Origin of the sequence: Oceanobacillus profundus (assembly GCF_003515705.1) — a bacterium.
Classification (GTDB): Bacteria; Bacillota; Bacilli; order Bacillales; family Amphibacillaceae; genus Oceanobacillus; species Oceanobacillus profundus.
Map to the genome: position 1 here is coordinate 172,441 of NZ_QWEH01000005.1, position 26,994 is coordinate 199,434.

General features: G+C 38.5%; 28 protein-coding genes, 1 riboswitch and 1 other annotated feature. Of the genes, 13 read left to right on the forward strand and 15 right to left on the reverse strand.

Features of this window, described 5'->3' with window-relative positions:
* The 3 genes from D1B32_RS09985 to D1B32_RS09995 are packed head-to-tail and all read left to right on the forward strand — an operon-like array spanning position 1 to position 3,157.
* On the forward strand, positions 1 to 357 hold the full coding sequence (locus D1B32_RS09985; RefSeq protein ID WP_095312025.1) for an EamA family transporter: 357 nt from the start codon (positions 1 to 3) through the stop codon (positions 355 to 357).
* 6 nt (positions 358 to 363) lie between these two features.
* Complete coding sequence (rffA, locus tag D1B32_RS09990; protein WP_095312023.1) at positions 364 to 1,494, forward strand: dTDP-4-amino-4,6-dideoxygalactose transaminase; 1,131 nt, start codon at positions 364 to 366, stop codon at positions 1,492 to 1,494.
* Positions 1,457 to 3,157: a DUF6044 family protein gene (locus D1B32_RS09995; protein WP_095312021.1), complete on the forward strand. Its 1,701-nt coding sequence runs from the start codon at positions 1,457 to 1,459 to the stop codon at positions 3,155 to 3,157. Before rffA ends, D1B32_RS09995 begins: the two co-directional genes overlap by 38 nt.
* A gap of 69 nt (positions 3,158 to 3,226) precedes the next feature.
* Here D1B32_RS09995 and D1B32_RS10000 read toward each other — a convergent pair whose 3' ends face one another.
* The 3 genes from D1B32_RS10000 to D1B32_RS10010 all read right to left on the reverse strand — a co-directional run bounded on the left by D1B32_RS10000 (position 3,227) and on the right by D1B32_RS10010 (position 5,307).
* Positions 3,227 to 3,802, reverse strand: coding sequence for a DUF6434 domain-containing protein (locus D1B32_RS10000; protein ID WP_095312019.1), 576 nt, complete (start codon positions 3,800 to 3,802; stop codon positions 3,227 to 3,229).
* A gap of 196 nt (positions 3,803 to 3,998) precedes the next feature.
* Positions 3,999 to 4,589, reverse strand: a complete 591-nt coding sequence (locus D1B32_RS10005) for a lysophospholipid acyltransferase family protein (protein WP_095312017.1) — start codon at positions 4,587 to 4,589, stop codon at positions 3,999 to 4,001.
* A gap of 169 nt (positions 4,590 to 4,758) precedes the next feature.
* Positions 4,759 to 5,307 carry an efflux RND transporter permease subunit gene (locus D1B32_RS10010; RefSeq protein ID WP_240033766.1) on the reverse strand — a complete coding sequence of 183 codons (549 nt, stop codon included), beginning with the start codon at positions 5,305 to 5,307 and terminating at the stop codon, positions 4,759 to 4,761.
* Between the two features lie 302 nt (positions 5,308 to 5,609).
* Between D1B32_RS10010 and csaA the strand changes: the two genes are divergently transcribed.
* On the forward strand, positions 5,610 to 5,942 hold the full coding sequence (gene csaA / locus D1B32_RS10015; protein WP_118889255.1) for a chaperone CsaA: 333 nt from the start codon (positions 5,610 to 5,612) through the stop codon (positions 5,940 to 5,942).
* Between the two features lie 49 nt (positions 5,943 to 5,991).
* On the opposite strand, the gene argS is transcribed toward csaA, so the two are convergent.
* From argS to D1B32_RS10050, 7 genes are all read right to left on the reverse strand, one after another.
* On the reverse strand, positions 5,992 to 7,677 hold the full coding sequence (argS, locus tag D1B32_RS10020) for an arginine--tRNA ligase (protein WP_118889256.1): 1,686 nt from the start codon (positions 7,675 to 7,677) through the stop codon (positions 5,992 to 5,994).
* Between the two features lie 49 nt (positions 7,678 to 7,726).
* Positions 7,727 to 7,939: a binding site (T-box leader), on the reverse strand.
* A 49-nt stretch (positions 7,940 to 7,988) separates the two neighbouring features.
* Entirely contained in the window at positions 7,989 to 8,597 is a 609-nt protein-coding gene (gene safA / locus D1B32_RS10025) for a YkwD family sporulation-associated protein (RefSeq protein WP_095312009.1), read from the reverse strand.
* 324 nt (positions 8,598 to 8,921) lie between these two features.
* Positions 8,922 to 9,779, reverse strand: coding sequence for a DUF4097 family beta strand repeat-containing protein (locus D1B32_RS10030; protein WP_118889257.1), 858 nt, complete (start codon positions 9,777 to 9,779; stop codon positions 8,922 to 8,924).
* The gene (locus D1B32_RS10035; protein WP_118889258.1) at positions 9,772 to 10,332 is read right to left on the reverse strand and encodes an HAAS signaling domain-containing protein; all 561 of its coding nucleotides are present in this window, start codon (positions 10,330 to 10,332) and stop codon (positions 9,772 to 9,774) included. Before D1B32_RS10035 ends, D1B32_RS10030 begins: the two co-directional genes overlap by 8 nt.
* Positions 10,325 to 10,648, reverse strand: a complete 324-nt coding sequence (locus D1B32_RS10040; protein ID WP_095312004.1) for a PadR family transcriptional regulator — start codon at positions 10,646 to 10,648, stop codon at positions 10,325 to 10,327. Before D1B32_RS10040 ends, D1B32_RS10035 begins: the two co-directional genes overlap by 8 nt.
* 465 nt (positions 10,649 to 11,113) lie before the next feature.
* Positions 11,114 to 12,712, reverse strand: coding sequence for an ABC transporter permease (locus tag D1B32_RS10045; protein ID WP_118889259.1), 1,599 nt, complete (start codon positions 12,710 to 12,712; stop codon positions 11,114 to 11,116).
* Complete coding sequence (locus D1B32_RS10050; protein ID WP_095312000.1) at positions 12,712 to 13,626, reverse strand: ABC transporter ATP-binding protein; 915 nt, start codon at positions 13,624 to 13,626, stop codon at positions 12,712 to 12,714. Before D1B32_RS10050 ends, D1B32_RS10045 begins: the two co-directional genes overlap by 1 nt.
* Before the next feature lie 145 nt (positions 13,627 to 13,771).
* Between D1B32_RS10050 and D1B32_RS10055 the strand changes: the two genes are divergently transcribed.
* Positions 13,772 to 14,368, forward strand: coding sequence for a TetR/AcrR family transcriptional regulator (locus D1B32_RS10055; RefSeq protein WP_118889260.1), 597 nt, complete (start codon positions 13,772 to 13,774; stop codon positions 14,366 to 14,368).
* Positions 14,369 to 14,408: 40 nt separating this feature from the next.
* Here D1B32_RS10055 and D1B32_RS10060 read toward each other — a convergent pair whose 3' ends face one another.
* From D1B32_RS10060 to D1B32_RS10070, 3 genes are all read right to left on the reverse strand, one after another.
* Positions 14,409 to 14,840 (reverse strand): NUDIX hydrolase, encoded by a 432-nt coding sequence (locus D1B32_RS10060; protein ID WP_118889261.1) that lies wholly within the window; start codon positions 14,838 to 14,840, stop codon positions 14,409 to 14,411.
* A gap of 55 nt (positions 14,841 to 14,895) precedes the next feature.
* Positions 14,896 to 15,624, reverse strand: a complete 729-nt coding sequence (locus D1B32_RS10065; protein WP_095311994.1) for an EcsC family protein — start codon at positions 15,622 to 15,624, stop codon at positions 14,896 to 14,898.
* 185 nt (positions 15,625 to 15,809) lie between these two features.
* The gene (locus D1B32_RS10070) at positions 15,810 to 16,367 is read right to left on the reverse strand and encodes a DoxX family protein (RefSeq protein ID WP_095311992.1); all 558 of its coding nucleotides are present in this window, start codon (positions 16,365 to 16,367) and stop codon (positions 15,810 to 15,812) included.
* Between the two features lie 317 nt (positions 16,368 to 16,684).
* On the opposite strand from D1B32_RS10070, the gene D1B32_RS10075 reads away from it, so the two are divergent.
* The 4 genes from D1B32_RS10075 (at position 16,685) to D1B32_RS10090 (ending at position 19,922) form a co-directional block, all read left to right on the forward strand.
* Positions 16,685 to 17,440: a GTP cyclohydrolase II gene (locus D1B32_RS10075; RefSeq protein WP_118889262.1), complete on the forward strand. Its 756-nt coding sequence runs from the start codon at positions 16,685 to 16,687 to the stop codon at positions 17,438 to 17,440.
* Positions 17,433 to 18,530 carry a bifunctional diaminohydroxyphosphoribosylaminopyrimidine deaminase/5-amino-6-(5-phosphoribosylamino)uracil reductase RibD gene (gene ribD / locus D1B32_RS10080; RefSeq protein WP_095311988.1) on the forward strand — a complete coding sequence of 366 codons (1,098 nt, stop codon included), beginning with the start codon at positions 17,433 to 17,435 and terminating at the stop codon, positions 18,528 to 18,530. The genes D1B32_RS10075 and ribD overlap by 8 nt, the downstream gene beginning before the upstream one ends.
* A 15-nt stretch (positions 18,531 to 18,545) precedes the next feature.
* Positions 18,546 to 19,121, forward strand: coding sequence for a 5' nucleotidase, NT5C type (locus tag D1B32_RS10085; RefSeq protein ID WP_095311986.1), 576 nt, complete (start codon positions 18,546 to 18,548; stop codon positions 19,119 to 19,121).
* Positions 19,122 to 19,277: 156 nt separating this feature from the next.
* A complete protein-coding gene (locus D1B32_RS10090; RefSeq protein ID WP_095311984.1) occupies positions 19,278 to 19,922 on the forward strand; it encodes a GntR family transcriptional regulator in 645 nt (214 codons plus the stop codon).
* A 220-nt stretch (positions 19,923 to 20,142) separates the two neighbouring features.
* Here D1B32_RS10090 and brnQ read toward each other — a convergent pair whose 3' ends face one another.
* Positions 20,143 to 21,501: a branched-chain amino acid transport system II carrier protein gene (brnQ, locus tag D1B32_RS10095; RefSeq protein WP_095311982.1), complete on the reverse strand. Its 1,359-nt coding sequence runs from the start codon at positions 21,499 to 21,501 to the stop codon at positions 20,143 to 20,145.
* A gap of 279 nt (positions 21,502 to 21,780) precedes the next feature.
* On the opposite strand from brnQ, the gene D1B32_RS10100 reads away from it, so the two are divergent.
* Positions 21,781 to 22,950, forward strand: coding sequence for a pyridoxal phosphate-dependent aminotransferase (locus tag D1B32_RS10100; protein WP_095311980.1), 1,170 nt, complete (start codon positions 21,781 to 21,783; stop codon positions 22,948 to 22,950).
* A gap of 308 nt (positions 22,951 to 23,258) precedes the next feature.
* On the opposite strand, the gene D1B32_RS10105 is transcribed toward D1B32_RS10100, so the two are convergent.
* The gene (locus tag D1B32_RS10105; RefSeq protein WP_240033767.1) at positions 23,259 to 23,768 is read right to left on the reverse strand and encodes a PPC domain-containing DNA-binding protein; all 510 of its coding nucleotides are present in this window, start codon (positions 23,766 to 23,768) and stop codon (positions 23,259 to 23,261) included.
* Positions 23,769 to 23,917: 149 nt separating this feature from the next.
* Positions 23,918 to 24,028, forward strand: a riboswitch (SAM riboswitch).
* 90 nt (positions 24,029 to 24,118) lie between these two features.
* Between D1B32_RS10105 and D1B32_RS10110 the strand changes: the two genes are divergently transcribed.
* From D1B32_RS10110 to D1B32_RS10120, 3 genes are all read left to right on the forward strand, one after another.
* Entirely contained in the window at positions 24,119 to 24,940 is an 822-nt protein-coding gene (locus D1B32_RS10110) for a MetQ/NlpA family ABC transporter substrate-binding protein (RefSeq protein ID WP_118889263.1), read from the forward strand.
* Between the two features lie 295 nt (positions 24,941 to 25,235).
* Positions 25,236 to 26,252, forward strand: coding sequence for a methionine ABC transporter ATP-binding protein (locus tag D1B32_RS10115; RefSeq protein WP_095311976.1), 1,017 nt, complete (start codon positions 25,236 to 25,238; stop codon positions 26,250 to 26,252).
* A 1-nt stretch (position 26,253) separates the two neighbouring features.
* Positions 26,254 to 26,916, forward strand: a complete 663-nt coding sequence (locus D1B32_RS10120) for a methionine ABC transporter permease (protein WP_095311974.1) — start codon at positions 26,254 to 26,256, stop codon at positions 26,914 to 26,916.
* Positions 26,917 to 26,994: the final 78 nt, after the last annotated feature.

Consider the following 26,994-nt stretch of genomic DNA (forward strand, 5'->3'; position numbering starts at 1 on the left):
ATGGGTTATTTGTATATTTTTGGAACCATCGCATTTACCGTCTATGGACAGCTCATTTTAAAATGGAAGATTGACCAACAAGGAAACTTGCCAGAGCCATTCATGGATAAGATTATCTTTTTGCTGCAGCTACTCTTAAATCCATGGATTATTTCCGGGTTTCTTGCAGCATTCTGTGCTGCCCTATGCTGGATGGCGGCAATGACAAAATTTGATATTAGCTACGCTTACCCGTTTATGAGCATATCATTTGTATTGGTGTTTATCTTGTCAGCTTTCCTTTTTCAAGAACCAATCACCATGCAAAAAGCAATTGGTATGGCATTTGTTGTACTTGGAATTATCGTAATGAGGTGATAAAAATTGATTCCTTTTAACCAACCATGCAAAATCGGAACAGAAATAGAAGCTATCCAACATGTTTTAGCAGAGAACAAGTTTTCCGGAAATGGTCCTTTCGGGAAAAAGTGTACAGACTGGTTTGAACGCGAGCTTCCATGTAAACGTGCAATTCTGACTCCTTCCTGTACTGCGGCCTTGGAGATGACTGCATTACTAACAGAGGTCGGGGAAGGCGATGAAGTAATCCTCCCTTCCTATACGTTCGTTTCTACAGCAAATGCTTTTGCACTTCGAGGAGCCTCACTGCGTTTTGTCGATGTAGATCCATCCACGATGAACATTGCGCCAGATCGGATTGCTGCTGCAGTGACAGACAAAACTAAGGCAATCGTCGTTGTGCACTATGCAGGAGTTGCCTGTGATATGGACGCAATTATGGAAATTGCGAACGAGCACAGGCTTTGGGTAATTGAAGATGCTGCACAAGGTGTCATGAGCACCTATAAAGGGAAGGCACTCGGAACGATTGGACACCTCGGAACGTATAGCTTTCATGAAACAAAAAACTATACATCTGGAGAAGGTGGAGCTCTTATAATTAATGATCCATCCCTTATTGAACGGGCAGAAATATTACAAGAAAAAGGAACAGACCGTTCCAAGTTCATGAAAGGAATGGTCGATAAGTATACCTGGCGAGATATTGGTTCCTCTTATCTATTAAGTGAGTTGAATGCAGCTTATTTGGCTGTTCAGCTTGAACATGCAGAAACGATAAATAACGATCGTTTACGTACGTGGGAACAGTATGCGACCGGACTTGGGACCTTAATCGAAGAAAGGATTATAGAGGGACCGCATATACCTGCGGACTGTAAGCATAACGCCCATATGTTTTATATTAAAACGAAAGATGAACAAGAGCGCTCCGAGCTCATTTCTTATTTAAAGGAAAATAATATTATGGCTGTCTCCCATTATGTCCCATTACATTCAGCAAAAGCTGGACAAGAGTTCGGGAAATTTATTGGGAAGGACCAGTACACAACGTTGGGTAGTGAAAGAATCGTTCGACTGCCACTTTATTATGGAATAAATACGAAGGATGTCAGCCATGTTATCGAAACGATCAAACTTTTTTATCAAAAATAAATACATGTTGATTGCGTGTATTATCCTCATAGGATATCTCCTCCCCTATTACCTTTTAGGTGAGGACACGCATATTCGTTTGCATGATAATTTAGATTCAAATATCGTATGGTATAAAATTCTTGCCGAGAGTGGACAGATTTTCACATTGACAGATACCACATTGCCAAACGTAATCAATGGTTTACCAAGAAGCGCCCTTCCTTCCGGATTCGATGCTGTCGTGTGGCTTTATGTGCTTTTTGAACCAATGACAGCTTATAGTATCAGTCAAACGATTATGCGGTTTGCTGCGCTTTTTGGCATGTATTTTCTACTGTCGAAGCATATTTTCCGAGCAGGCTCTAATACGTACATACACATCATTACAGTTGGAGCTTCTCTAGGGTTTGCAATGCTTCCCTATTGGCCATCAGGGGTTTTATCAATTGCTGGTATCCCACTAGCGTTGTATTTGTTTTTAACAATTCGAAAAAATGGTTGGGATGTACCGAAATATCTTTGGATTCTTTTATTCATCATCCCATTCTTTTCGAATTTTGTACTTAGCTTTGTCTTTTTCCTTGGATTACTAGGCATTCTTTGGTTGATTGACTGGATAAGGTCAAAACAAATAAATTGGCCATTTTTCACTGCAATTATTGCCATGACAGGCATCTATTTAATCAAAGATTATTTGCTTATCGTATCCATGTTTTTTGATGAGGGCTTTACTTCCCATCGTGATGAATTAGACCTTGGTTATAATACGTTCGAACGCAGTGTAGAACTATCGTGGGAAAACTTTCTCTACGGTCATACCCATGACATGGCATTACAAACGTATCTGATCATCCCAACGATTTTATTAGCCTTACTCATTGCAGCATTTAGCAATGTAAAGCCGAGGCTGTTGATGAGCTTTTTCGTATTTAACTTCGCTGTTTCTGTTTGGTATGCATTTTGGTATTGGGAAGGCTGGCGAATGGTGAAAGACAATTTCTCACTAGCAAATACCTTCAACTTTGCTCGTGTGCATTTTCTCGATCCGCCAATTTGGTATATTTGCTTCGCACTAGCACTTGTAATTTTGTGGAAGCATTTAAAATTTGGGAAAGCTATTGCCTGCATTCTAATTTTACTCCAGTGTTTCCTAGCATTCGGATCTACAGAGGAACTAAGATACGGTGCCATTAACACACCAACGTTTAAAGAATTTTATGCTGAGGAACTCTTTGATGAAATTGAGGAATATATTGCAAGGGATCAATCGGATTACCGGGTTGTGAGCATTGGCATGCACCCAACCATCGCACAATATAACGGATTCTATACACTTGATACGTACAACAACTCCTTTCCACTCGAGTATAAGCATGCATTCAGAGAAGTTATTGCTGGAGAACTAGATAAAAGCGCAACATTAGAAAACTACTTTGATACATGGGGTGGTAGATTATATATGTATGTCGCTGAGCATGGTAAAGATTATATGTTTACAAAAAATAGGGATGGAGCTATCGAGCAGCTGGATATCGATACAGAAGCATTGAAAAACCTAGGTGGAGACTATATTCTTTCAGCTGTTCCTATTGAGAATGCGGAAGAACTTGGACTCCAGCATGAGCAAACCTTTGAAACTGATTCATCTATTTGGCGAATTGAGCTTTATTCAGTGTCTTAGGGGGAAGTAGAAAAAACCAGCATACGAACGGGCAGTATGCTGGTTTTTCTACACTTGTTATAAGGCTTGCTACAAAGATGAATGCTTAGAGATGTATTTATTGCTTCCCGGGAGTTTTTTAATCGTATTCCAAGCTTCAATTGCTTCCTTGCGACTTTTCCCTTGATTACTAGGGTCGCCAAAAAAGTCGTGAATAAATTGATTGTATTCAAATTGAGGTGCAATTTGTTTCTTGTACGATGGATCTTTCTTTCGTTCTTCCTCTTTATACCAAGCTTCTACAGCATCTCGATACGTTTTTCCGATATTGTTTTTGAAATAGTTTTGGATATAAGTAGAAAAATGAAAGTCAGAGATAACGGTTTTGAAAAAAGCTCTTACTTGTTGACTGCAACGATGATTTTCTGAAATAACTGTATCAAGACTCAATTCAATCTGTAGCGCTGCTCTGTTCCCTTTTGCTTTTCGAATTGGTTTTTTTATCTCTCCTGTACGAAGGAAAGTCTCAATTCTGTTAGAAATCTCTATTTTGGAACCTGAAGCACTTATTCCGTTTCCTCTGCAAAATATTTGGAGTTCTTCTTTTAACCAATAGAAATCTTTAAAACTTTGGATACTCATGTCTGTTGTTAAATTAGGCCTCAACAATATCGCCTCCATGTTTGATACCTAATTTCATTATAGAACTCTTGTTCCGAACCATCAATAAACATCACGCAATCTTAAATTCAAGGAGTACAAGTTACTATAAGTACCTTTCACTTGGAAGTCGCCTGCTTTACAAGAATATCCTAATAGGTAGAGTACCTATCACTTTTAAGCTGTGAACAGGTACTTTATATTATAATTCGATTTCTTTCTGCAGGCGATTTAATTCCGCGTTCAATTCATCCATCATCATTTCCATCGCTTCTTTTTTCGGGTGATCTTCAGACAAGTAAATGGGTTCGCCGTAAATAATTTTTGCTTTTTTTCTTTTAAATAGTTCCGTGAAATTATTTGGTCCTGTATAAGCAACAGGAACAATCGGAGCTTTCGAATGTGTCGCTATCGTTACTGCCCCTCTTTTTAACGGCGCTTCTTCACTTGTTCTGGTTCCACTAGGGAAAATCCCAACTACTTTGTTATCCTTTAGTAATTTTCGCGGTGTTTTTATCGAACTTGGGCCAGGGTTTTCACGATCAACCGGAAAGGCGTGTAAGTTTTCCATTAGCCATTTTGTAAAACCTGTTTGGAATAACTCCTTCTTTGCCATATAATATATCTTGGTGGGTAATACCGATACGCCTAACCACAATATATCAACCCATCCTGTATGGGTGCATGCTATAATATATCCTCCGGATTGAGGTAAGTTTTCTTTTTGATATACCTTGATTCTGCCAAATAAACTTAAAATGAACTTTAATAAATAAGCTGCAAAATAATACATGGCTTATTCCTCTTTTCTATAATAATAGTATATATCTATTTTAGCATATAGTATTAGTAACTGGTACTAATTTTTATGTGAATGCTGATTGTTATTTTACATTATAGCTTGAAAATAGCAATCCATAAAAAATTCCTCCCAATTCTATTTTGGAAGGAACTCTTATCTTTTATACCGCTTGATCCTCTACTGTCTTTTGTTCTTTACTCCTTGGTTTAAACAATCGACCGAAACCATTTCCTATTGCATTGAATGTACGGTAAACTGCTGGAACTAAAACCAATGTAATCAATGTTGCAAACATCAGTCCAGAAATAACTGCTGTCGCCATTGTTGCTTGATAATTCCCAGTTGTTCCGGTTGCTAATGCAAGTGGCAGCATACCACCAACCGTTGTAAAAGTCGTCATAAAAATTGGTCGAATACGATCTTTACCCGCTCTGACTACTGCATCATTCACAGGAATACCTTCTCTGCGCAATTGGTTTGTTCGGTCAATAAGTAGAATCGCATTATTTAATACAATCCCAATAAGCATGATAATCCCCATACCTGACAGGATACTTAGCTCCCGCTGTGTGGCGAATAAACCTAAAACAACCCCCACAAAGGCCATTGGAATAACCGACATTACAATAATTGGATGTGCTAAATGGTTAAATTGCACGGCCATTACTAGGTATACGAGGAAAATAGAGATAACAAAGATAAGAATCATATCGGTTAGGAGCTCCTGTTGTGTGGACTTAAGACTTATTGAATAAGTTAGAATCATACAGACAGTTATACCAGGAAAAAGTAAAAGAAGTGTAACAATTGGAAAATGTCACACTTCTTTACAGAATAATTATTGTATTTTTTCTTGAGTGATAGTTGGCTTTTTAATATTGCCTTCATTTTTATCACTACGGTACTGTTTTTGACTAGCTATATAAAATAACTAAGTATTATATTTTTTCAATTATGAAACACTTGTAGTATAGTAATAGAAAAATATTCAAGGATTGGAGCGTATTTCACATGGCAACAATTGAGGACTTTCAAAAATTAAATATTCGAATTGGTACCATCATCCATGCTGAGCTTTTTAAAGAAGCCCGGAAACCTGCAATAAAGCTAGAAATTGATTTTGGAGCAGAAGTCGGCAAAAAAAATTCATCCGCTCAAATCACAGAACGGTATACTCCCGAACAATTAATCGGCCGACAAGTCGTTGCAGTCGTGAACTTTCCACCAATGCGTATTGCTGGGTATAAATCAGAAGTATTGGTACTTGGAGGTGTTGCAGGTGAAAATGACGTTATCCTGCTTGCGCCAGATGAAGTCGTGGAAAATGGTACGCCGATTGGGTAAGGATTATTCTCCCCTCTGTTGACTTCGAGGGGAAGTTAACCCAAGCAAATTACATCTCATCCGGAGCTTTCACTCCAAGCAATCGCAATCCTTCTTTTAAAACAATGGTTGTCGCTTTTACCAATCCAAGTCGACTTTCTAGTTCCTCATCCTCAGATAAAATTTTAATATTCCCATAGTATTTATTAAATTCCTGCGATAGATCAATAAGGTATTTGGCAATTTGGGAAGGCGCCTGGTAATTAAAGCTTCGCTCAATGGCTGCCGGAAACTCCATTAACAATTTCACAACAGACCAGCTATAGCTATCATTTAAGCCTTTCGTTGCTGTATCCTCATATTCGGCTTTTCTCAAGATGGAACAGGCTCTTGCATGTGTGTATTGTACATAAGGTCCAGTTGCTCCTTCAAATTTCAGCATATCTTCCAATGAGAACTCAATATTATTTTGTCTGTCATTCTTTAAATCATGGAAAATAATCGCCCCAACTCCCACCACTTCTGCTATATCTGCTTTATTTTGTAAGCTTGGGTTTTTCTCAGCAATAATCTGTTCTGCGAGTCGAATCGCCTCTTGAATAACTTCTTCTAATAAAACGACCTTCCCTTTTCGAGTAGACATCTTTTTCCCATCTTTCAGGATAAAACCAAATGGAATATGTGTTAATTGCTTTGCCCAATCGTATCCAAGCTTTTGGAGCACTAAGAAAATTTGCTCAAAATGCAAGCTTTGCTCGTGACCAACAACATAATATGATCTTTCAAATTCATAGGTTTCCTGTCTATAAACAGCAGCGGTTAAATCTCTCGTCGCATAGAGGGTTGCACCATCTGACTTCTTGATTAAACAAGGCGCTAAGTCATGTTCAGCTAAGTCTACCACTTCTGCTCCATCGGATACCTGCAGCAGGTCACTTTCCTCCAGACGGCTGACGATTCGCTCCATTTTATCATTATAAAACGCTTCCCCATGGTAGGAATCGAAATGAACTCCTAATAAATTATAAATTTTCCCGAACTCTTGAAGAGATTCATCTCGGAACCACGTCCAAAGGGAAAGAGCCTCTTCATTACCATCCTCCAACTTTTTGAACCAAGCTCTTGCATCGTCTTCTAACCTTGAGTCGTTTTCCGCTTCAGCATGAAACTGTACGTACAGCTTTAGCAGTTCTTGAATTGGCTCCTCTTTTACACGCGCCTCATTGCCCCATAATTTATATGCCACGATGAGCTTTCCGAATTGTGTGCCCCAATCACCAAGATGATTAATTCGAATCGCTTGATAGCCACATTTCTCAACAATATTTGCAAGTGAATTACCAATTACGGTTGAACGTAAGTGCCCCATTGAAAAGGGCTTTGCAATGTTTGGAGATGAAAAATCAATTGTAATATTTTTCTTTTCAGCATAATTTATCGAACCATATGCCGAACCATCCTTAAGGATGGATGTTAAGGCATGTTTACTAACCATTCTTTTATTTAAAAAGGCATTGACATACGGACCATCCGCGACAACCTTCTCCAAGATTGGATGGTCTATTTTTCCTGCTAACTCTTGCGCAATTATGTTTGGAGCCTTTCTCAATTCCTTAGCAAGTGTAAAACACGGAAATGCTAAATCACCTTGCTCCTCAAACTTCGGCTTTTCGATTAGATTCATAACTTCTCCCAGCTTTAGCAGACCGTTTAAATGTACGGTCATTTCCACTGCATATGCTTTTACGGCATCCATTATTTTCAGCCTCCTTTTCATCAGTAAACACAAAAAAATCCCGCCTCTATATAGAGACGAGATTACCCGCGGTACCACTCTTATTGTTCATCAAAACCAACTCATAAATGGATAACGGCCATTACCCGACTACACCCTACTCTGTTGCATTTCGGGCTGTTTCTCAGAAGTCCGCTTCATTAGGATAGAACGATTGGGCTCACACCATCCCCCAACTCGCTTGCGTTACCATCATAACTACTCTCTTCATCATCGAATTCAATATAATTTTCGTTAGTATATATGAATTCCAACTAAAAATCAACATCTATTTATTTTTTCATAAACATTTGTGTCCAGTAGTGACCGGACTTCACATAACCGACACCAATATGCGTATAATCTTTACTTAAGATGTTCGCTCTGTGACCTGAACTGTTCATCCAAGCATTAACAACTTGCTGTGCAGTGCTTTGACCTTTTGCAATGTTTTCACCAGCTGATTTGTAGTTGATTCCATAGTTTTTCATCATCGTAAACGGTGATCCGTATGTAGGGCTTGTATGACTGAAATATCCTTTGTCTTTCATATCTTGCGACTTATGCTTTGCAACTCTAGCAAGCTCCCAATCATATTTCAATGCAGGTAGTCCAGCCTTTGCTCTTTCCGCATTTACGAGCTTGATCACTTCTTGTTCCACTAGATCGTCACTATTTGTTGGAATCCGCAAGCTTTGTCCTGGATATATAAGATTTGGATTTTTTAATTGTGCATTCGCTTTGATAATCTCACTCACTCCTGTTTGAGTTTTCAGAGCGATTTTCCACATTGTATCACCAGGAACTACGGTATAAGAACTAGCTGCAAACGCAGCAGTTGGTACTAGTAATGATATTGAAATAACTAACGCAAAAATGAATGTGCTAATCTTTTTGAACATATTTATATCCTCCTTATTTCTATGTTAATAGGATATATAGTTTCATAGAAAAAATCATTATAAAAAAATTGGATGTATTTTTACAGAATGATTACGTAAAGATTACGCATTAATATCAAACGCTCTTGAAACACCTTTTTAGTAAACCTGGCATTCGTGAAAGTGATTCTTAGAAAATGCATTTTGCTTTCTCATAACCTCTTATACTCTTAAATGCAAGCCTTAGGCACTTATGCAGATAGAAAAAGTTTTATACTTTCTTACCTGCCAAAAAATCGCGTTTAAATTAGCTGAAAATCTAATTTAAACGCGATTACACAATCTCTATTTTTCTACTGTAATACTACCGTTATCGGTTGTTAGCTTAATAAGATTATCTCCATTCCCTACAACTGTATCCCAATTAGAATTACCAAAGATTTTTACACTCCCATTATCTACCTTCACATCAAAAATGGCATTTGTCGGTTCATTTTCCGCTTGGATATTTATTTGCCCATTATTGGTGCTAAAATCAATCGGACGATCTAAGTGTTCCGTAATTAGAGTAATTTTCCCGTTGCTTGTTCTTCCTGTAAGCTCTCCATCTACATTTTCTAAGTGTATTTGTCCGTTATCTGCTTCACTCGTAACATGTGTACTTTGAATATCTTGCAGTTCAATCCGACCATTGTTAGTTGTTACGTGCAATTCCTTTACATCTAATTCACTCGCATTCGCGCGCCCATTGTTCGATGATATACGGATGTCATTGGCTTCCAAACCATTAGCATCGACACGTCCATTATCTGTTTCGACTTGAATAGAATTATATGTTTTTTCCGGAACATAAACTGTCAATTTCGGAGATTGAATTGAAAAATCAAAGTTAAAAAATTTATACCATCTTTCTTTCACATTAACAGCAAGCGTATCCTCTTTTACATCTGCTTTAACTTCATACTTCTGATTGTTTTCACTGTTTCCAATAAATTCAACCGTTGTAAATTCGTCACTTGTCGGTAAAACTTCTACTACAGCATTATTTGTCTGAATAACAATGTCATCATAATTCTCTTCATGTAATTCAGTTGTTTCTGGGACAGTCGTTTCAGCAATGGATCCAACTGTGAAGATTGTTCCGATGATACCAACTAACAGCAAGACTAGTGCAGTTACAGCTATTTTTTTAACATTAAGCATCTTTCATTCCTCCTTTAACAATGCGCATATTAAATTTCAAGTACCGAACAAATCCGTTTGTCACTGCACGAGTTGCAAAATACATTCCAACACCAATGAACAATCCAAGACCTGTCAATCCAACGGAGAAAAATAAATCAAAAAACTGGAATGCCTCTGGATACATTACCGTATTTATCATGACAAGTAATGGAGAACCAATAAAAGCAACGGTGACCGCCCAACCGGAGACTATCAGTGCTGCCAATGCAATAAATGGCCCCAGCACAATGACCAAATTGAAAAATCCTAACCCGATCAAAGCCCAAACTGCACGAAATATATTCGCTGTCGTCGCAGTTTCTTCTACCTTTTCCACATGGTAGGTCGCTACTAAATCTTTCGCAATTTGCTGTGGCGAACCTAGCGAATCTGCAATTTGTTCTTCCGTTTTTCCTTCCTCAAATCCCATTGCAAAATGTTCCTCAAAGTCTTGCAAAATATCCTCTCTCTCTTGAGCAGGAAGCTTTTTTAAAGGGGCATTTAATTTCGCAAAAAATTGTTCTTTATTCATCCAAATCACCTTCCTTAATTAATTGATTTACTCCGTTCGTAAACTCTCTCCATTCCTGGAGTAACTCTTGGTAATATATTCTTCCATTATCCGTTAGCTTATAATATTTACGCGGTGGCCCCTCTGTTGATTCCTTTAGATATGTTGTAAAATAGCCTTCCTTCGTTAATCTTCTTAGAAGGGGATACACAGTCCCTTCAGAGATATCAATCTGATCCGAAATTTTTTGCACAAGCTCATACCCATAACGATCTTTTTTATCAAGCAAAACTAAAACACACAGCTCTAATACACCTTTTTTAAATTGGACGTTCATTGATTACATGACACCTCATCTCTCTAACTAGTACTATTCATTATATAGTACTGACTTATAACAAGTACCTCTACAGAAAAATATACCACACGGTACTGTACATTGCAAGGTACTGTTTTATAAATTTACATTACAGAAAAAAGACCTCCAGCTCTTAAACTAGAAGCCTTATCTTATTATGCATTCAAAATTAAAAGTATCTCTGGTCTCTTCACTGTCTTTGGTACTTTACTTTTAAACCCTTTAAAAGTGTTCTCCTTTTCGGGAAAGTACCTAATGATATTTTCATGAATAAATTACTATACCTAAAGTTCTAAGAACAAACTTATGCCAAATTCAGCGTCTTGCTTCCGATCTACTTTGAACGTTCAGCAATTTTATTGTGGACTTCAGGAATTTAACTTAGAACTTCAACATTTCCTGTCTTAACTTCAGCAATGCTCTAAATCGATCACTAAATTTAGACTACCCTTGAATATCCCTGCGATTATAACCAACAAACCCAATCACAGTTAACACTATCGCAATACCAACTAAAATCAAAACCCGCATAAAATCCATATCTTCTGTTGGGATTTGTGGTGTATGATGAAAGGCTGAAAGATTATTAAGCCATTCTGGAAACTCGAGAATATCGCCAAGATAAATCACCACAAAACCAAAAATAACATAAAGCCATGTGAAACTCGCTGCCTTTGGTGCAATACCGATAAAGAAGACTGCCAGACCTATTAAAATCCACATTGCTGGCAAATAGACAAGTGCTGAAGCAAACGTTGTATCAAATGCTAACGCATCATCAACAACCATCACGCCAACAGACCAGAGCCCTGTCGCAACAAGCGCCTGCATGACAAAGCTTGCAATCATACTAAGGCATACATAGCTTCCCAGTACACGCGAACGTGAAACAGCACGACTATAATAATTTTCTGTCAGATGCTTATTTTCCTCACTTTTCAACTTCAACACCGTCATCACAACTGGAACCGTACTAATCAATGCCATAATTGCCATAAGCAGGACAATAAACTGTTCCATCATGGAATTATCTCCCTCAGCTAAAAAGGCTTGAACAAACTCATTATCGGAAAAATATACTTCTAAATCCCCTAAAATTGCTCCGAATGAGGCACTAAGCAAAAATATACCTATTGCCCAAGCAATCAGGTTTGTTCGCTGCAGTCTAAAAGCAAGCCCCATTGTTGTTTGTAAAAAGACGGATGCACTCCTCTTACCTGCTCGTTCTGGAATAAATCCTGATTCCAAATCACGAATCGCATTCAAATAAAAGGCTACAAGCCCTAACACTACCGCAACAGCTAGCATGACATAAACTGGCCACCAATGGTTTTCTACAAATACTTCCGTCCTTACTGTCCAGCCGAGTGGTGATACGAGTGAAAGTGCCTCACTGCTGACATCTCCACTTGCCCGGACGAGATATGCCGCTATTAAAGTTCCAAATGAAAGCATCGTGGAACCTCTTGATGTTTCCGCAAGCTGGGCGAATAATGCGGTAAAGCCTGCAAAAACAAGTCCTGTCGCTCCTAGAGTCGCTCCATACAAGTAGGCCCCTTGTACAGCCATGCCGTCGATATCTAACAAAAGGATGCCCGTTCCAATCAAAACGGCTACTAGCACATTCGTTACTACTGCAACAATCGCCGCTCCGTTCAAGTACGCTAAACGACCAACTGGCAAGGAACGAATCAGTTCTACACGACCATCTTCTTCGTCTGCTCGTGTACTCCGTCCGACGAGTAAAATATTCATTATTGCAACTGCAATCGTCGTAAAAAGCAACATTTCATGCGCAAATAAAGATCCAATGGTTGCATAATCTTCATAACCAACTCCAAGCATTGCGATCATCGCCGGATTTTCCATCGTTAAAACAAAAGCAGCACGCGATTGTTCGTCTGGGTAGATATCAGGATACGCCACAGCTGTTGCGAGTGTTACTGCAATTAATCCAACTAGCCATAAGAGTAGCTTGAGGCGATTTTGCCGCACCATTAATTTCGTCAAATAACCTGTTCCGGTAAAAAGCTTTTGCGACATTACCTGAGCCCTCCCATTTCAGAAGAAACACGTTCCTCTCCTTGATAATGACGCATAAATAAATCCTCTAACGTTGGAGGTGCACTTTCCAATTTAACGATTCCAAATTGACTAATATGGCGGATTATGGCATCCATCTCTTCTGTATCAACTTGGAAGGATAGATTGTGCCCCTCTTTTTCCAAGTTATGAATACCTGTGAATTCCTCCAGATTTGTAATCAGTTCTTTCGTTTGAATTGTTAAATTTGTCCGAGTGAGATGTCGCAATTCATCTAATGTCCCTCGTTCTATAATTTTGCCTTCTCGAATAATCCCAACTCGATCACATAACCTTTCTACCTCTGATAAAATATGACTTGAAAGCAGCACACTTTTCCCCGCATCTTTCGCTTCCTGCACACATTCTTGAAATATCCGCTCCATTAATGGATCGAGCCCTGATGTTGGCTCATCTAAAATATACAAATCCGCATTCGATGCAAAAGCAGCAATTAATGCAACTTTCTGCCTGTTCCCTTTCGAATAAGTTCGACTTTTTTTCGTTGGATCAAATTTAAACCGTTCCATCAATGCCTCTTTTTTACCTTGATTTTTAGCACCTCGCATTTTCATAAACAGATCAATTACTTCACCACCTGTTAAATTGGGCCATAGATTCACATCTCCAGGAACGTATGCAATTTTTTTATGCAGTTCAACAGCATCTTTCCATACGTCTTTTCCAAAAATGTGTGCTTCCCCTGCAGTTGCCTTTAACATTCCGAGTAAAATCCGGATTGTCGTTGATTTCCCTGCACCATTTGGTCCTATAAACCCATATACCTCACCTTTATTTAATTCCAAATCTACTCCATCCAAAGCAGTAAATTTCCCAAATCGCTTCGTTAAGCCTGTCGCTTTTAAAATTGGCATATTTCATTCTCCTCTTTTAGTTATGAAATATTTTAACTTATATAGTTCATAATATACAAAACAAATGCTTTATGCAACCAATTTATGAAAGATGTTTATTGTTTTATTACATATTTTTTATTAAACTACATATGAGGTGAACAATATGGACGGATTTGAACGTCGCAGGGAATTAAAGAAAAAGGACATTTTAGAAGCCGCACTTGAATTATTTATGAAATATGGTGTTCAGAAGGTTTCGATAGCAGAGATTGCGAAAGAGGCAAACGTGTCACAGGTTACAATATATAATTATTTTGACAGCAAAAATAATTTAATCCATCTCGTTTTTAAATTTTATGTTGATCAGATCTGGGATGAAATGAAAGTATTGCTTGCAAGTAATCTTCCCTATGAAGATAAAATAAAACAGATGATTTCCTTTGAAAGAAATATGGCCAACCATTCGATGAATAATAAATTTTTTCAAGATCTCCTAAAGGATTATGCAACAGGGCAAAGCTATGTGGAGGAGGTTTATCTAAAGGAAGGCTTGCCATTACTCATTGAGTTTGTAAACGATGGAAAGAATCAAGGATTTATTGATCCATCGTTATCAAATGAAGCCATATTATTTTATTTACAAATGTTTCAGGAATATATGCAGCGTGATGATGTTGTTCATACATTACTTCCTTTATCAGAGGATCTTACAAAGCTATTCTTTTATGGGATTGTTGGCAAGAAGGAAAAACAATCGTAAAAGACACAGAACAAAAGCTCAAGGCATGCACCTTGAGCTTTTAAAATTCAATAAGAAATGGTTGGATGTTTTCATCCAAACAATATTCAATCCGTTGTCTGAAGTTATCCCAAGTCACCTTATCTAGAGCTTGTTCTATTGGGAAGAATCCTACTTCCAGGCTTTCTGGAGAGGTCGTTAACTTGCCTCCGATTGGCTTAGCTAAAAAAAGTGTATTGCAAATTGACTTTGTTACATTTTGAAAAATCCCACAGAACTTTATTATTTCTATTTCAATTCCGGATTCTTCCTTTGTTTCTCGAATTGCAGCCTCTCTTACAGGCTCCCCTTCCTCAACTTGTCCACCAGGCATTTCCCAGCCTCTTCTAGGTCCTTTAATTAATAAAATTTCACGTTGATCGTTTATTACTATTGTTGCTGCTGAAACAATATGCTTTGGTGGTGTATAAATCGGATACTGTGTCTGCTCCATAACCCTTCCCCCATCTTCCATTATTACTATTTTATATAACATGAACTCCACTTATCTAATAATCCAACGGGCCACCCGACTCTAAAACCCGCATTCGATACGCATTCATCGCCGTTTCTGCAAGCTGATCCATTAAATTATAGTTGGCATAGGCACCGACAATTGCCCCAAAGCCGGGAATTAATTGGAACATCTTGATTAAGTCAATATGATCCCGGTATTCTTGTTGGAATACGCGCCAGTCCATGTCGACAAGCTTATCCTTTTGATTCTCCCAGTTCTCAACAATAAACAATGTCTCTCTTCGCTTGTCTTCACTAGAGAACGCAAGCTGAAAAATATGAAGAAGAAATAAACGTTCTTCATACTTGCTCGTGTCAAACCCATAAACTGCTGCTGCTTCAAAAAGGAATTTCATTTTAATGGTCAACAGCAATGGAAAATCCGCAGCTCCAAGCAAAATGCCGCCAGCTCCGGTTCCCGCACCTTCTATTACTGCTGTTTTGCGATACGAGGTATGTTTTTCTCTTAGCAGCTCGTCCCGTTCAGCAAGACCGCCAGTTATTGCGAGCTGTTTTTTCGTCGTCCAATTTGAGCCGACCAACGTTGCCTTAACCATATGTTTAATACTATCTGTAACAATCCCATGTACTTTCTCTGGAATCCAACTATTTATTTTATTTTGTGCCTGTTTAGATAACTTATTGAACATCCCAGACCGCTTCATAATCTTTAATCGCCAAGCCTGGACCTCTTCATATGCTTTCATTTCATAATCTTTCATTATTAAATCATCCTCTTGCATTATTATATGTAGTTATACGTTATGCAGAAGGAAATAGTTCCATTTATCATAATCATTCTTATTAAGCTGAAAAACACTTTTCTAAATCCAAATAACTCTATTGATAGAAAAAAAACGGCTAAGCCAATTTGACCTAACCGTTTGATTGTTTAAAAAGCTATTCGTTATTTGCGCCTTATACTCCATGGAGTTCCAAGCTTTGGCAATGCCCAGCGATCAACACCATACCAGCCAGCAACCTTCCATGCTAACACCAATAGCATTGCAATTAGGAGCATTACTGGATTTGAGCTAACTGTACCTGCAAGTAAAAATGAAATATTCATAAGTGCACCAAAAAAAGCAGCAATTCCAGTTAAGAAACCGACAATTAATCCAATTCCAACTAACAATTCTCCCCAAGCAACGATGTAAGAAAATATGCTTGCATTCGGAATGATAACCGAATCCAAGAACCAAGCATACCACCCCGCTACTCCACCTTCTTCAGCAAGTGACATTACACCCGTCATGTAGCCTTCAAGGGCAACTCCGGCATTAGATCCTGTCCAAGCATCGTCCGTTACTTTACCAAATCCAGAAGTAACCCATGTATAGCCAATATAAACACGTAATATAAGCCAAATCCAAGCGGACTTTGTATTGGAAAATAACCACCTAGATAATGGGTTTTCTTCTATAAATACTTCTTTTCCATACTTAGAATCTCGTAATTCTACCATTTTATCTCCTCCTAAATATTTGTCTTACTATTCCTATAATATCCCCATTTTTCGACATATGAAACATCATGACCAACTACTTACGAAAACTTTATACTTGTCCATTTATTTAAAAATACTGTATAAGCATCGTATGAATTCAGTTAAAGAAAAAAGGCAAAGTAAATGACATCTATTACAGAGTTTGCATATACTAATCGATACAATCCAATTTCACAAGGAAGTGAAAAGTATTAAATAAATATAATCCAAGGAAATAAAATTGAAGCTAGAGCCTTTTTTAATTATACTAAATGAGAGTGAAAGGAGATTTTACAATGGGACAAATAAACCTAGAATCAAAAGCTTTTTCTATTTTAAAAGATAAAATTGAATTAATACGATCTGAGGATCGAGCTATATATTTAGTAGGACCAATCCAGCTTCCGGTGAACTTATATGGAGAGACTGTTGTCTTTCAGTGGTACTGTTGGTTGAATTGCGAGGAAATTACGGAGGATTACCAAAAGATAATAGATAAACTATCTACCGCAAACCTGGCAGAATTTCAGCAATCCAGCGTCCTCGTTTATGGAGACTTTAAGAATGGAGACGATGCGCTAATCCGTATGCACTCCATTTGCCACACTGGGGATATTTTTGGCAGTAAGCGTTGTGACTGCGGCTTCCAATTAAAGGAATCCTTGAAGAAAATTAAAGAGCACGGGACTGGTGCATTATTCTATTTAGCGAATCATGAAGGAAGAGGTATTGGTCTATTTAGCAAAGCAATGGCTTATGTGCTGCAGGAAAACGGCTATGATACAGTAGAAGCTAATGAACAGCTTGGATTCGTGAATGACTCAAGAAACTATGATGATGCTATTCGTGTTCTAAAAACTTTACGCACAAAACCAGTAACGTTAATTACAAATAATCCATTAAAGCTGGAAGCATTGGAGAATGCTGGCATGCATGTATCTGGGCGCACACCGCTTTGGGGAGATGTTTCGGAGTACAACGAAAAATACTTGCAAACGAAGATTACAAAATCCGGTCATCTCAAAGAAGAAAGGACTTGCTTGAATGACTAACGATGCATTTTATATGGATCTCGCTTTAAAAAATGCCCAAGCCATGAAAGGACAAACAGACCCCAATCCCCTTGTTGGTTCTGTCATCGTTAATGATAATCGTATCGTTGGTGTGGGAGCACATCTTAAGGCAGGCGAAGCCCATGCTGAAATAAACGCTTTGCGAATGGCTGGCGATAAGGCAAAGGGCGGTACTATTTATGTAACACTTGAACCTTGTTCCCATCATGGGAGAACTGGTCCATGTGCAGTCGCAATCGCTGAAGCTGGAATTAAAAAGGTTGTCATTGCAACACTCGATCCAAATCCGATTGTTGCCGGGAATGGTGTAAAAATTTTAGAAGATGCAGGGATCGAAGTAATTACCGGTGTGATGGAAGACGAAGCACGTAAGATGAATGAGGTTTTCAATAAATACATTGTGACGAGAAAACCATTTGTCACTTTAAAGGCCGGAATCACCTTAGACGGAAAAGTAGCTTCCCATACGTTTAGCAGCAAATGGATAACTTCTGAGGAATCAAGGCAGGATGTTCATCAGCTGCGAAGCGAAAATATGGCTATCCTTGTTGGTATTAATACCGTGCTCAAGGATGATCCTGCACTAACTGCACGAATTCAAAATGGCAGAAACCCCATTCGTGTCATTATGGATTCCAGCCTAAAAATTCCCCTGGAAGCTCAGGTTATTACGGACAAACAAGCAAAAACAATTATTTTTACTAGTCAGCGCTATGACAAAGAGAAACGGAAAATGTTAGAGGATTTAAATGTAATTGTTGCAGAAACAAGTGGCATCGAACATGTAAATCCACTTGAAGTTGTAACGACGCTTGGTGAACAAGGGATCTCTTCTCTATTTATTGAGGGTGGCGGCAATATAAATGCCACGTTTCTGGAGAATAAGCTTGTCGACAAAGTTATCCTCTATTTTGCACCGAAGCTAATTGGCGGCAAAAATGCACCAACCTTTTTAGAAGGAACGGGTATCGATCAAATGACCGATGCCGTGAATTTAATTAATACCGATATTCAGCGGATTGGTCAGGATTTTAAATTTATCGGTTACCCGAACTACGATAATGAATAACTAAGGAATGATAAGGTGAAATTTGGTTTTGATATTGATGATACACTCATTAATTTACGGGAGCATGCCTTCCATCTCTATAATAAAAAATTGAAGCAAACGGTCGGCATCGATGTCTTTCAAAACATTTCAAGTGTAGAAATCCATGAAGCATTTGGAATATCGGACGACGAAGGAAAAGAAATGTGGAACAGCTCCTTGGAAGAAATCTATTATACATCATGCCCGATTTTCCCGGGTGCTGTAGAAGCATTACATACACTTACCCGGGCTGGTCACGAGGTTTACTATATTACCGCTAGACCAAAGGAACATGGCGAACGAACGAAAGCCTGGATGCAACAGCAAGGCTTCCCTGTTGATGATAGTCGATTTTTCTATGGTATGCAAGATGAAGAAAAGCTGGATATCATCAACCAGCTTGAACTAGATTATTATATAGATGATAAACCAGTCGTACTTGAAACATTGCGAAACAGCACTACCAAGGTCTATGTAAAAGACCAAAGCTATAACCGCCACTTGCAAGATATTCCAAGGGTAGTTGATTGGACAACTTTCGTAAAGAGCATACTGAATAAAAATAAGTGAGCAGGCTGCATTAAATTGTCTGCTCACTTATTTATAGTTATGGCGGTTGATTCAGGATTTTTTCTCCTGCGATATATTGCATATTCCAAAATGAGGAATTTTCATGTATACTATTGATTAAAGCTTTTAAATTTCTTCTGGAGGGTGTGAACTGCATTGCCAATACCAACGAATCACTTAAAACCTGTTCGCTTATCTGCAAAGAAAAACGCATTCAACCAGCTTCAACAGTGGATTATTGACGGAACCTTACTTCCAGGTGAAAAATTAAATGACACGGAGCTTGCTAAAGCGTTAGGTGTCAGTAGGACGCCCATTCGCGAATCCTTGCAATTGCTGGAATTCCAAGGCTTTGTAAAAATGTATCCTGGTAAGGCAACACAGGTTACAGAGATAGAAAAGGAGTCCATTAATGACATTCTTCCACCCCTAGCTGCATTACAGGCATTATCTGCAGAGTTAGCTGTTACAAATTTGACTCAGGAAACGTTGGAATTACTTAAAAAGACAAATCAGCAATTTTCCGACGCGATTCAGTCAGAAAATTACTATTCTGCCTTGAAGGTTGACGAGCAATTTCACAAAATTATTGTTGATACAGCAGGCAATACATATATACAAGCAATACTTGATTCCTTACAAGCACATGTACGAAGGCTCTTTTTCCACAATTCCATTGTACTGACTAACAATTCGATTGATGACCACTGGAAAATTATTGAGTTAATGGAAAAGAGGGATACCGAAACTCTCTCTGCTGTCATGAATGAAAATTGGCTTCGTACACTGGATGCTTTTTAATTATACCAGACGATTTCGATCTGGCTTCATCGCTACTCACAGCTATGGTGATTCGCTTTTGGTTTAATAATCAGACTCAATTGTAATACAAATTCGCACTTGATTCGGAGCATAGGTGTGCACTTCTCTCTACTGCCCGCTCTGGCCATCTGTCCAAAACCAGCTCTACATACAAAAACCCGAATTCCATTTTTAGGGGATTCGGGTTTTCATTTCATTATTAGACTTCCTGTGTTGATCCTACATTAACTACTTTAGCAATAATACCTGTAATAATAATAACAATCGCTGCGGGGAGCAACCAGCCCAGCCCTTGATTATAGAATGGCAGAACTGATTCATAAAAGTTTAATACCGGGTTCATCCAGCTGAAATTATCTATTCCTAGCGAATCACAAAGTGCCACTAAACCATCAAATATACTAATTAAGAATGTAACTGCAATCGCTGCTACATAAACCATACGAGCATGGTTAAATAGTGGAGATACAAATGTCAAAAGCATTAATACAATTGCCAATGGATAAAGGAACATTAAAACCGGAATCGAGAAGGTAATAATATTCGCGAGCCCAAAGTTTGCAACAACAAATGTTAACACACTAAAGAAAACAACCAATACCTTATAGCTAAGCTTTGGAAATAATGTATTAAAATACTCTGCATTGGCTGTTATCAACCCGATTGCTGTTGTTAAACAAGCAAGGATGATCATGATTGCAAGCATAATAGATCCAAACGTTCCAAAATAATGTGATGCAGCACCACTCAATACTGGACCACCAGTATCAAATAAACCTAGTGTTTCTGTACTCGTAGCTCCTAGTATTGCAATTCCTACATAAATAATCCCAAGTAGCGTAATTGCAATAACCCCTGTTCTTGCTGTCGCAGAAAGAATTCCACTTTTTGAGGTAATACCCAATGCACGAATTGCGTTAATTACGATTATCCCGAACACAAGTGACGCTAAAGCATCCATTGTATTATAGCCTTCCAGGAAACCTGTCACAAATGCACCACCTTGATAGGCTTCTTGCGGGTTCTGCATCGCACCCATTGGATTGAATATAGCAACCAACAACAGAATAACAAGCAATACAACTAATGCTGGAGCCAATATTTTCCCTACATTGTTGACTATTTTCCCTGGATATAATGAGAATAAAAGTGCTACCGCGAAGAATAGAATCGTGAAAACGAGTAAACCTGTCTGTTGTGCACCTTCGCTAATAAATGGCGCGATTCCAACCTCATATGCCACCGTCCCTGTTCTTGGAGCTGCAAAGAATGGGCCAATCGTTAAATAGAGCAATGCCGTGAAGAAAATACCATACACAGGGTGAACTCTGCTAGATAATTCTTGAAGGTTCCTACTACCTGAAAAGCCCATTGCCAGAATCCCAAGTAACGGCAATCCAACACCTGTTACTAAGAATCCAATAATTGCTGGCCAAATGTTTGACCCTGCATATTGTCCTAACTGTGCTGGGAAAATTAAATTACCAGCCCCAAAAAATAATGCAAACAGCATAAAACCGATTGCTAGATATGATGAAAAGGTTATTTTATTATTCATCGAATGTTCCCCCTCGTCGCTAATTAAGCTCGTCTATTTAATTAAAATTTTTCGACAATTTACTCGAGCCATGTTCTATTGATTGATGTTGATAATCATACTATTTTCCTAACAAAAATGCAATATATTACAGAATATTTTTTGATATTTTTCAAAATATCCAAACAGATTAGCCACTATAATTTTTTATACGACAATTTTTCATTGCTAGACAGAACCATTAAAAGATTATAGAATTTACTCAACAATTCATCTTATTAGTAAAGAAGGTCATATCAAATGGAATTTTCGAATCGTTTAAAAGGATTGCCTGCGCAATTTTTTGCAACACTCGTTCAAAAAGTTACAGCAGCATATGCAGAAGGTCGCGATGTTATTAATCTAGGACAGGGAAATCCCGATCAACCAACCCCTGCTCACATCGTTAAAGCATTGCAACAATCTGCCCAAGAGCCGATTACACATAAATATTCCCCATTCCGCGGAACAACCGAATTAAAACAGGCAGCAGCTGATTTCTATAAAAAAGAATACAACGTTGACTTGGATCCGGAAACAGAGGTTGCTATTTTATTTGGAACAAAAATTGGATTAGTAGAATTACCGCTTGCTTTAATGAATGACGGTGAATTGCTTTTGCTGCCTGACCCTGGCTATCCAGATTATCTATCAGGCGTCGGATTGGCAAATGTGCGTCATGAAACAATGCCATTACTACGAGAGAATAATTTTTTACCAGATTATGATAGTCTTAGTTCTAGCCATTTAGATAAAGCAAAACTTCTTTATTTAAATTATCCAAATAACCCTACAGGTGCAACTGCTTCGAAAGCCTTTTTTGAAAAAACGGTGAAGCTGGGCGAAGAGCACTCCATTGGAATCGTACATGATTTTGCTTATGGAGCAATTGGTTTTGACGGGAATAAACCAATTAGCTTTTTGGAGGCAGAAGGTGCAAAGGATGTTGGAATTGAACTTTATACGCTTTCGAAAACGTATAATATGGCCGGCTGGCGTGTCGGATTTGCAGTAGGCAACAAGGAAATGATAGAGGCAATTAATCTATTACAGGATCATTTATTTGTTAGTATTTTCCCAGCTGTCCAGCATGCTGCAGCTGTCGCGTTATCAGATGACCAAGCATGTGTTGAAGCGTTAGTTGCACTTTACGAAGGTCGCAGAAATACATTAATAGCTGAATGTCAACGAATCGGCTGGGAAGTCGAGGCTCCAAAAGGATCCTTCTTTGCCTGGCTGCCAGTTCCGGATGGTTTTACAAGTGAAACATTCGCTGATTTTCTGCTAGAAAAAGCAGATGTGGCAGTAGCTGCCGGAAATGGCTTCGGATCATTTGGTGAGGGGTATATCCGAATTGGCTTGCTCGTTGAAGAGCAGCGTATCAAGGAAGCTATTCAGCGTATTGAAAAACTTAATATTTTCCCTAAATAACCAACTCATAAAAGGTGATCGTAAAGTTATAGCTCGATTAAGATCCCCTTTTATGGTTCATTCTTGTTCGGCCACTGAGGCTGGGACAAAAGTATTTTTATGAAATAAAAACCGAACATGATTGGTGCAAATAACTCGCTCCGGAAATATAATTCGCGCATCCAGTGGTGGCTGGTGACCCCCCCCTGCGCTATCGCACTACGGTGTCTCACCTATGCCTTACCTCCCGCTGGAGTCTACGTATAATTCCTGCGCTAAGCTTATGCATCGTTCGTCTTTAACATTAAACACTTCTGTATGTCCCAGCCTCAATTTTTCGATAGGTTATACGTCACGTTCTTTCCATGCTCTACAGGATAAAACTGATTCCCGCCTGTCTCTTCATCGTACTTTCGGTTGAAGCTCATCCCTTCAATAGCCGTAAGTACAAGGTCTACTGTAATAACGGGGTTTTCCCCTTTTACAAGATGACCGCCGAAAACATTTCCTTCTTGATCACACATCGTACCGTGAAAGTGAATATCATAGTCACCATCACGCTGACATACAACCCCAGTCCCTTGTAAAAACTCAATTGGTCCTTGTCTTACCTGCAAATCTCCATAGCCAGCACCAACTTTTGATTCACTATTTGCTATTAAATATAAATAACCGGCTTTCTTAAAGCTGCCAAAACAGCTGCTGATTACAGCTGATTCAATATCATTTTCTTGACATAGCCGCTCAATTCCGGTTAGAAGATCCGTTTCTGCTAATAACCTAGCCGCAAGAACTGTTCCTGCTTTCCCTTTTGCAAAATGTGCACGACACAATGACACAATTCATCTCTCCCACTCCCGAAACTGAAAATTCTAATTATCTCAATAATAAGGGGAGTCCCAAAAGAAATGCAAGAATAAATAAAATAAGTATTGACTGAATTAGAATTATACGTTAATTTAAATAAATAGAATTGAATAGACTACATCTCTTATCAAGAGTAGCTGAGGGACTGGCCCGATGAAGCTCGGCAACCTTTTATGTTACAGCATAGAAAGGTGCTAAATCCTGCAAAACATAACGTTTTGAAAGATGAGAGAGGACCTCTGTATATATACAAGCCTCTCTTTCTTTTAAAGAGAGGCTATTTAATTATCAGCAAGTTTACTATATTACAGGGGGTAACAAAATGAAAAAATTTGGAATTGTGTTATCAATTATTTTATTAGCTGGAGTACTAGCTGCTTGTGGTAATGACGCCTCTGGCAGCACCGACGCACTAAATGAGGATAAAATAGTGGTTGGTGTTACTGCTGGTCCGCATGAACAAATTGTAGAAGCTGCTGCTGATGTTGCTGCTGAAAACGGACTTGAGGTGGAACTAAAAGTATTCTCTGACTATGTCCTACCGAATACCGCATTATCTGAAGGCGACTTAGATGTGAACAGTTATCAGCATGAGCCATTCTTAGATCAATTTAATGAGGATCATGGGACAAGTTTAGTGCCGGTTGGTAAAACTATTTTAAACCCAATGGGTGTTTACTCTGAAACATATGAGAGCATCGATGATATTCCGAATGGTGCAACATTTGGCCTTCCAAATGACCCAACAAACGGTGGTCGCGCACTATTTATTTTGGAAGAATCCGGGATTATTACGTTGGAAGAAGACAAGAAAGAGACAGCTTCCATTCATGATGTTGTAGATAATCCGAAAAACCTGGAATTCATTGAATTAGATGCAGCACAAATTCCAAATCAACTTAGCGAAGTCGATGCAGCTGCAATTAATACGAATTTCGCTTTAGGAGCAGGTATTAGTCCAAAAGAAGATTCAATTCTATTAGAATCCACCAATTCTCCATATATAAACTATATCGTTGTACGTGCTGAAAATGAAAATGACCCAGTCGTTAAAAAATTCGTTGAAGCATATCAATCTGATGAAGTGAAAGCATTTATTGAAGAAGAATTTCAAGGCTCTGTAATTCCAAGCTGGGATGAATAAGTAAATAAAAGCGGAAGCACCCGGTTATCGACATACCGACTGTGCCCCGAACTTTGGGATGGTTCTGCCTGTCGAACATTCTTAGGGAGGAGATTCACTCCAAAGTATAAGATGATCTATGACTTTCTCTTCTACGGGCCGAAGTCAAGTTCATCTAAAAGGAAACATGCCCCTTTAGGCGTATGCCGATGTTAGGCGTAGAAATAATTCAGCCAAATTTTATACTTCAGTATTTTAACAAAAGAATGTTGCGACTACTGGAGCAGCATTCTTTTTCGAAAGGAATGTAGGTTAGATGATCAAATTAGAAAACATCACGAAAGTTTTCCCATCTAAAAATGGGGACGTAACAGCTGTAAATAATGTTAACCTTCATGTAAAAAAAGGAGAAATCCACGGCGTAATTGGTTATAGTGGTGCGGGGAAAAGTACATTAATTAGGCTTGTCAATTTACTTGAAAAGCCTACGAACGGAAGTGTCTCAATCAACGGAACCGAATTGACCTCCCTGCCACCAGAAAAACTGCGAAAGACGCGGCAGAAGGTTGGAATGATTTTTCAGCACTTCAATCTATTAAAAACTGCAACAGTTTATGACAATATCGCAACTCCATTAAAACTTCTTGGCTATGATAAACAGGAAGTGAAGAAGCGTGTTGAAAAATACTTGAAGATTGTTGATTTAGCAGAAAAGCAAAACAGCTATCCTTCTCAACTATCTGGTGGGCAAAAGCAACGGGTCGCTATTGCTAGAGCATTATCACAAGAACCAGAAATACTTCTCAGTGATGAAGCAACAAGCGCTCTTGACCCAGAAACAACAAACTCGATTCTCGACTTACTTCTAAAAATTAATGAAGATCTCGGAATAACGATTTTACTTATTACCCATGAAATGAATGTTATCCAAAAAATATGCGATTATGTGTACGTGCTTGAAAAAGGTGAAGTCATCGAACAGAGCTCAAGCATAGAACTGTTCACCAACCCACGTAAGCATACGACGAAGAAATTCTTAGATACCATTTCCCAACGTAAATTATCAGCATCACTTATTTCTCAATTGAAGCTGAATGGCACTGTTACAAGACTTACATTTATCGGTGAAAACACAGGACAGCCTCTACTTTCACAGGTAAGTCAAAAATTTAATGTGGAACCAAATATTCTAACGGCAAACATTATGGAACTAAAGAATGGCATCGTTGGAAACTTAGTCATTCACCTTGTTGGTGAACCAGAACAAATCAATGCATCCTTGCAATTCCTAAACGAACAAGGTGTCGCAACAGAAGAAGTGGAGGGAGAATAACATGGAAGCATTCATCCAAGAATGGCTGCCAATTATCGGGCAGTCTGTCATTGAGACTTTCCAGATGGTCATTATTTCATTGTTTTTTGCAATATTAATTGGAGTTCCATTAGGAATTCTCGTAGTCCTTACACGCCCTGGTCAAGCATTAGCAAATAGATTTATCTATCAGCTGCTCAACTTATTCATAAATGTTGTTCGTTCGATCCCATTTATTATTCTATTGTTCTTTATTTTACCATTCACAAAATTCCTAGTAGGAACAACGATTGGTGTACAAGGGGTAATTGTTCCGCTTGTTATCTACACAGCGCCATATATAGCAAGGTTATTAGAAACATCCTTGTTGGAAGTAGATAACGGTATAATCGAAGCATACAAAGCGATGGGTATTAAAACAAGGCAAATTATTTGGAATGTGATGCTCCGTGAAGCACGCCCTTCCATTATTTTAGGATTAACAATTGCAACCGTCAGCCTAATCGGGGCTACTGCAATGGCTGGTCTTGTTGGTGCAGGTGGACTTGGGGATCTGGCATATCGATTCGGCCATTTACGATATGAAGTTGATGTTATGTATGCGACTGTCTTTATTCTTATTATTCTCGTTCAAGGAATTCAATCGCTTGGTAATAGACTCGCAGCACGTTTGAAAAAAGATTAGTATAGCAGGTTCAAAAGGTCCGGTGAGAATGATGCATCGAGAACAAGGAACTTCGACGCACAGGACGTCCTAATGTCG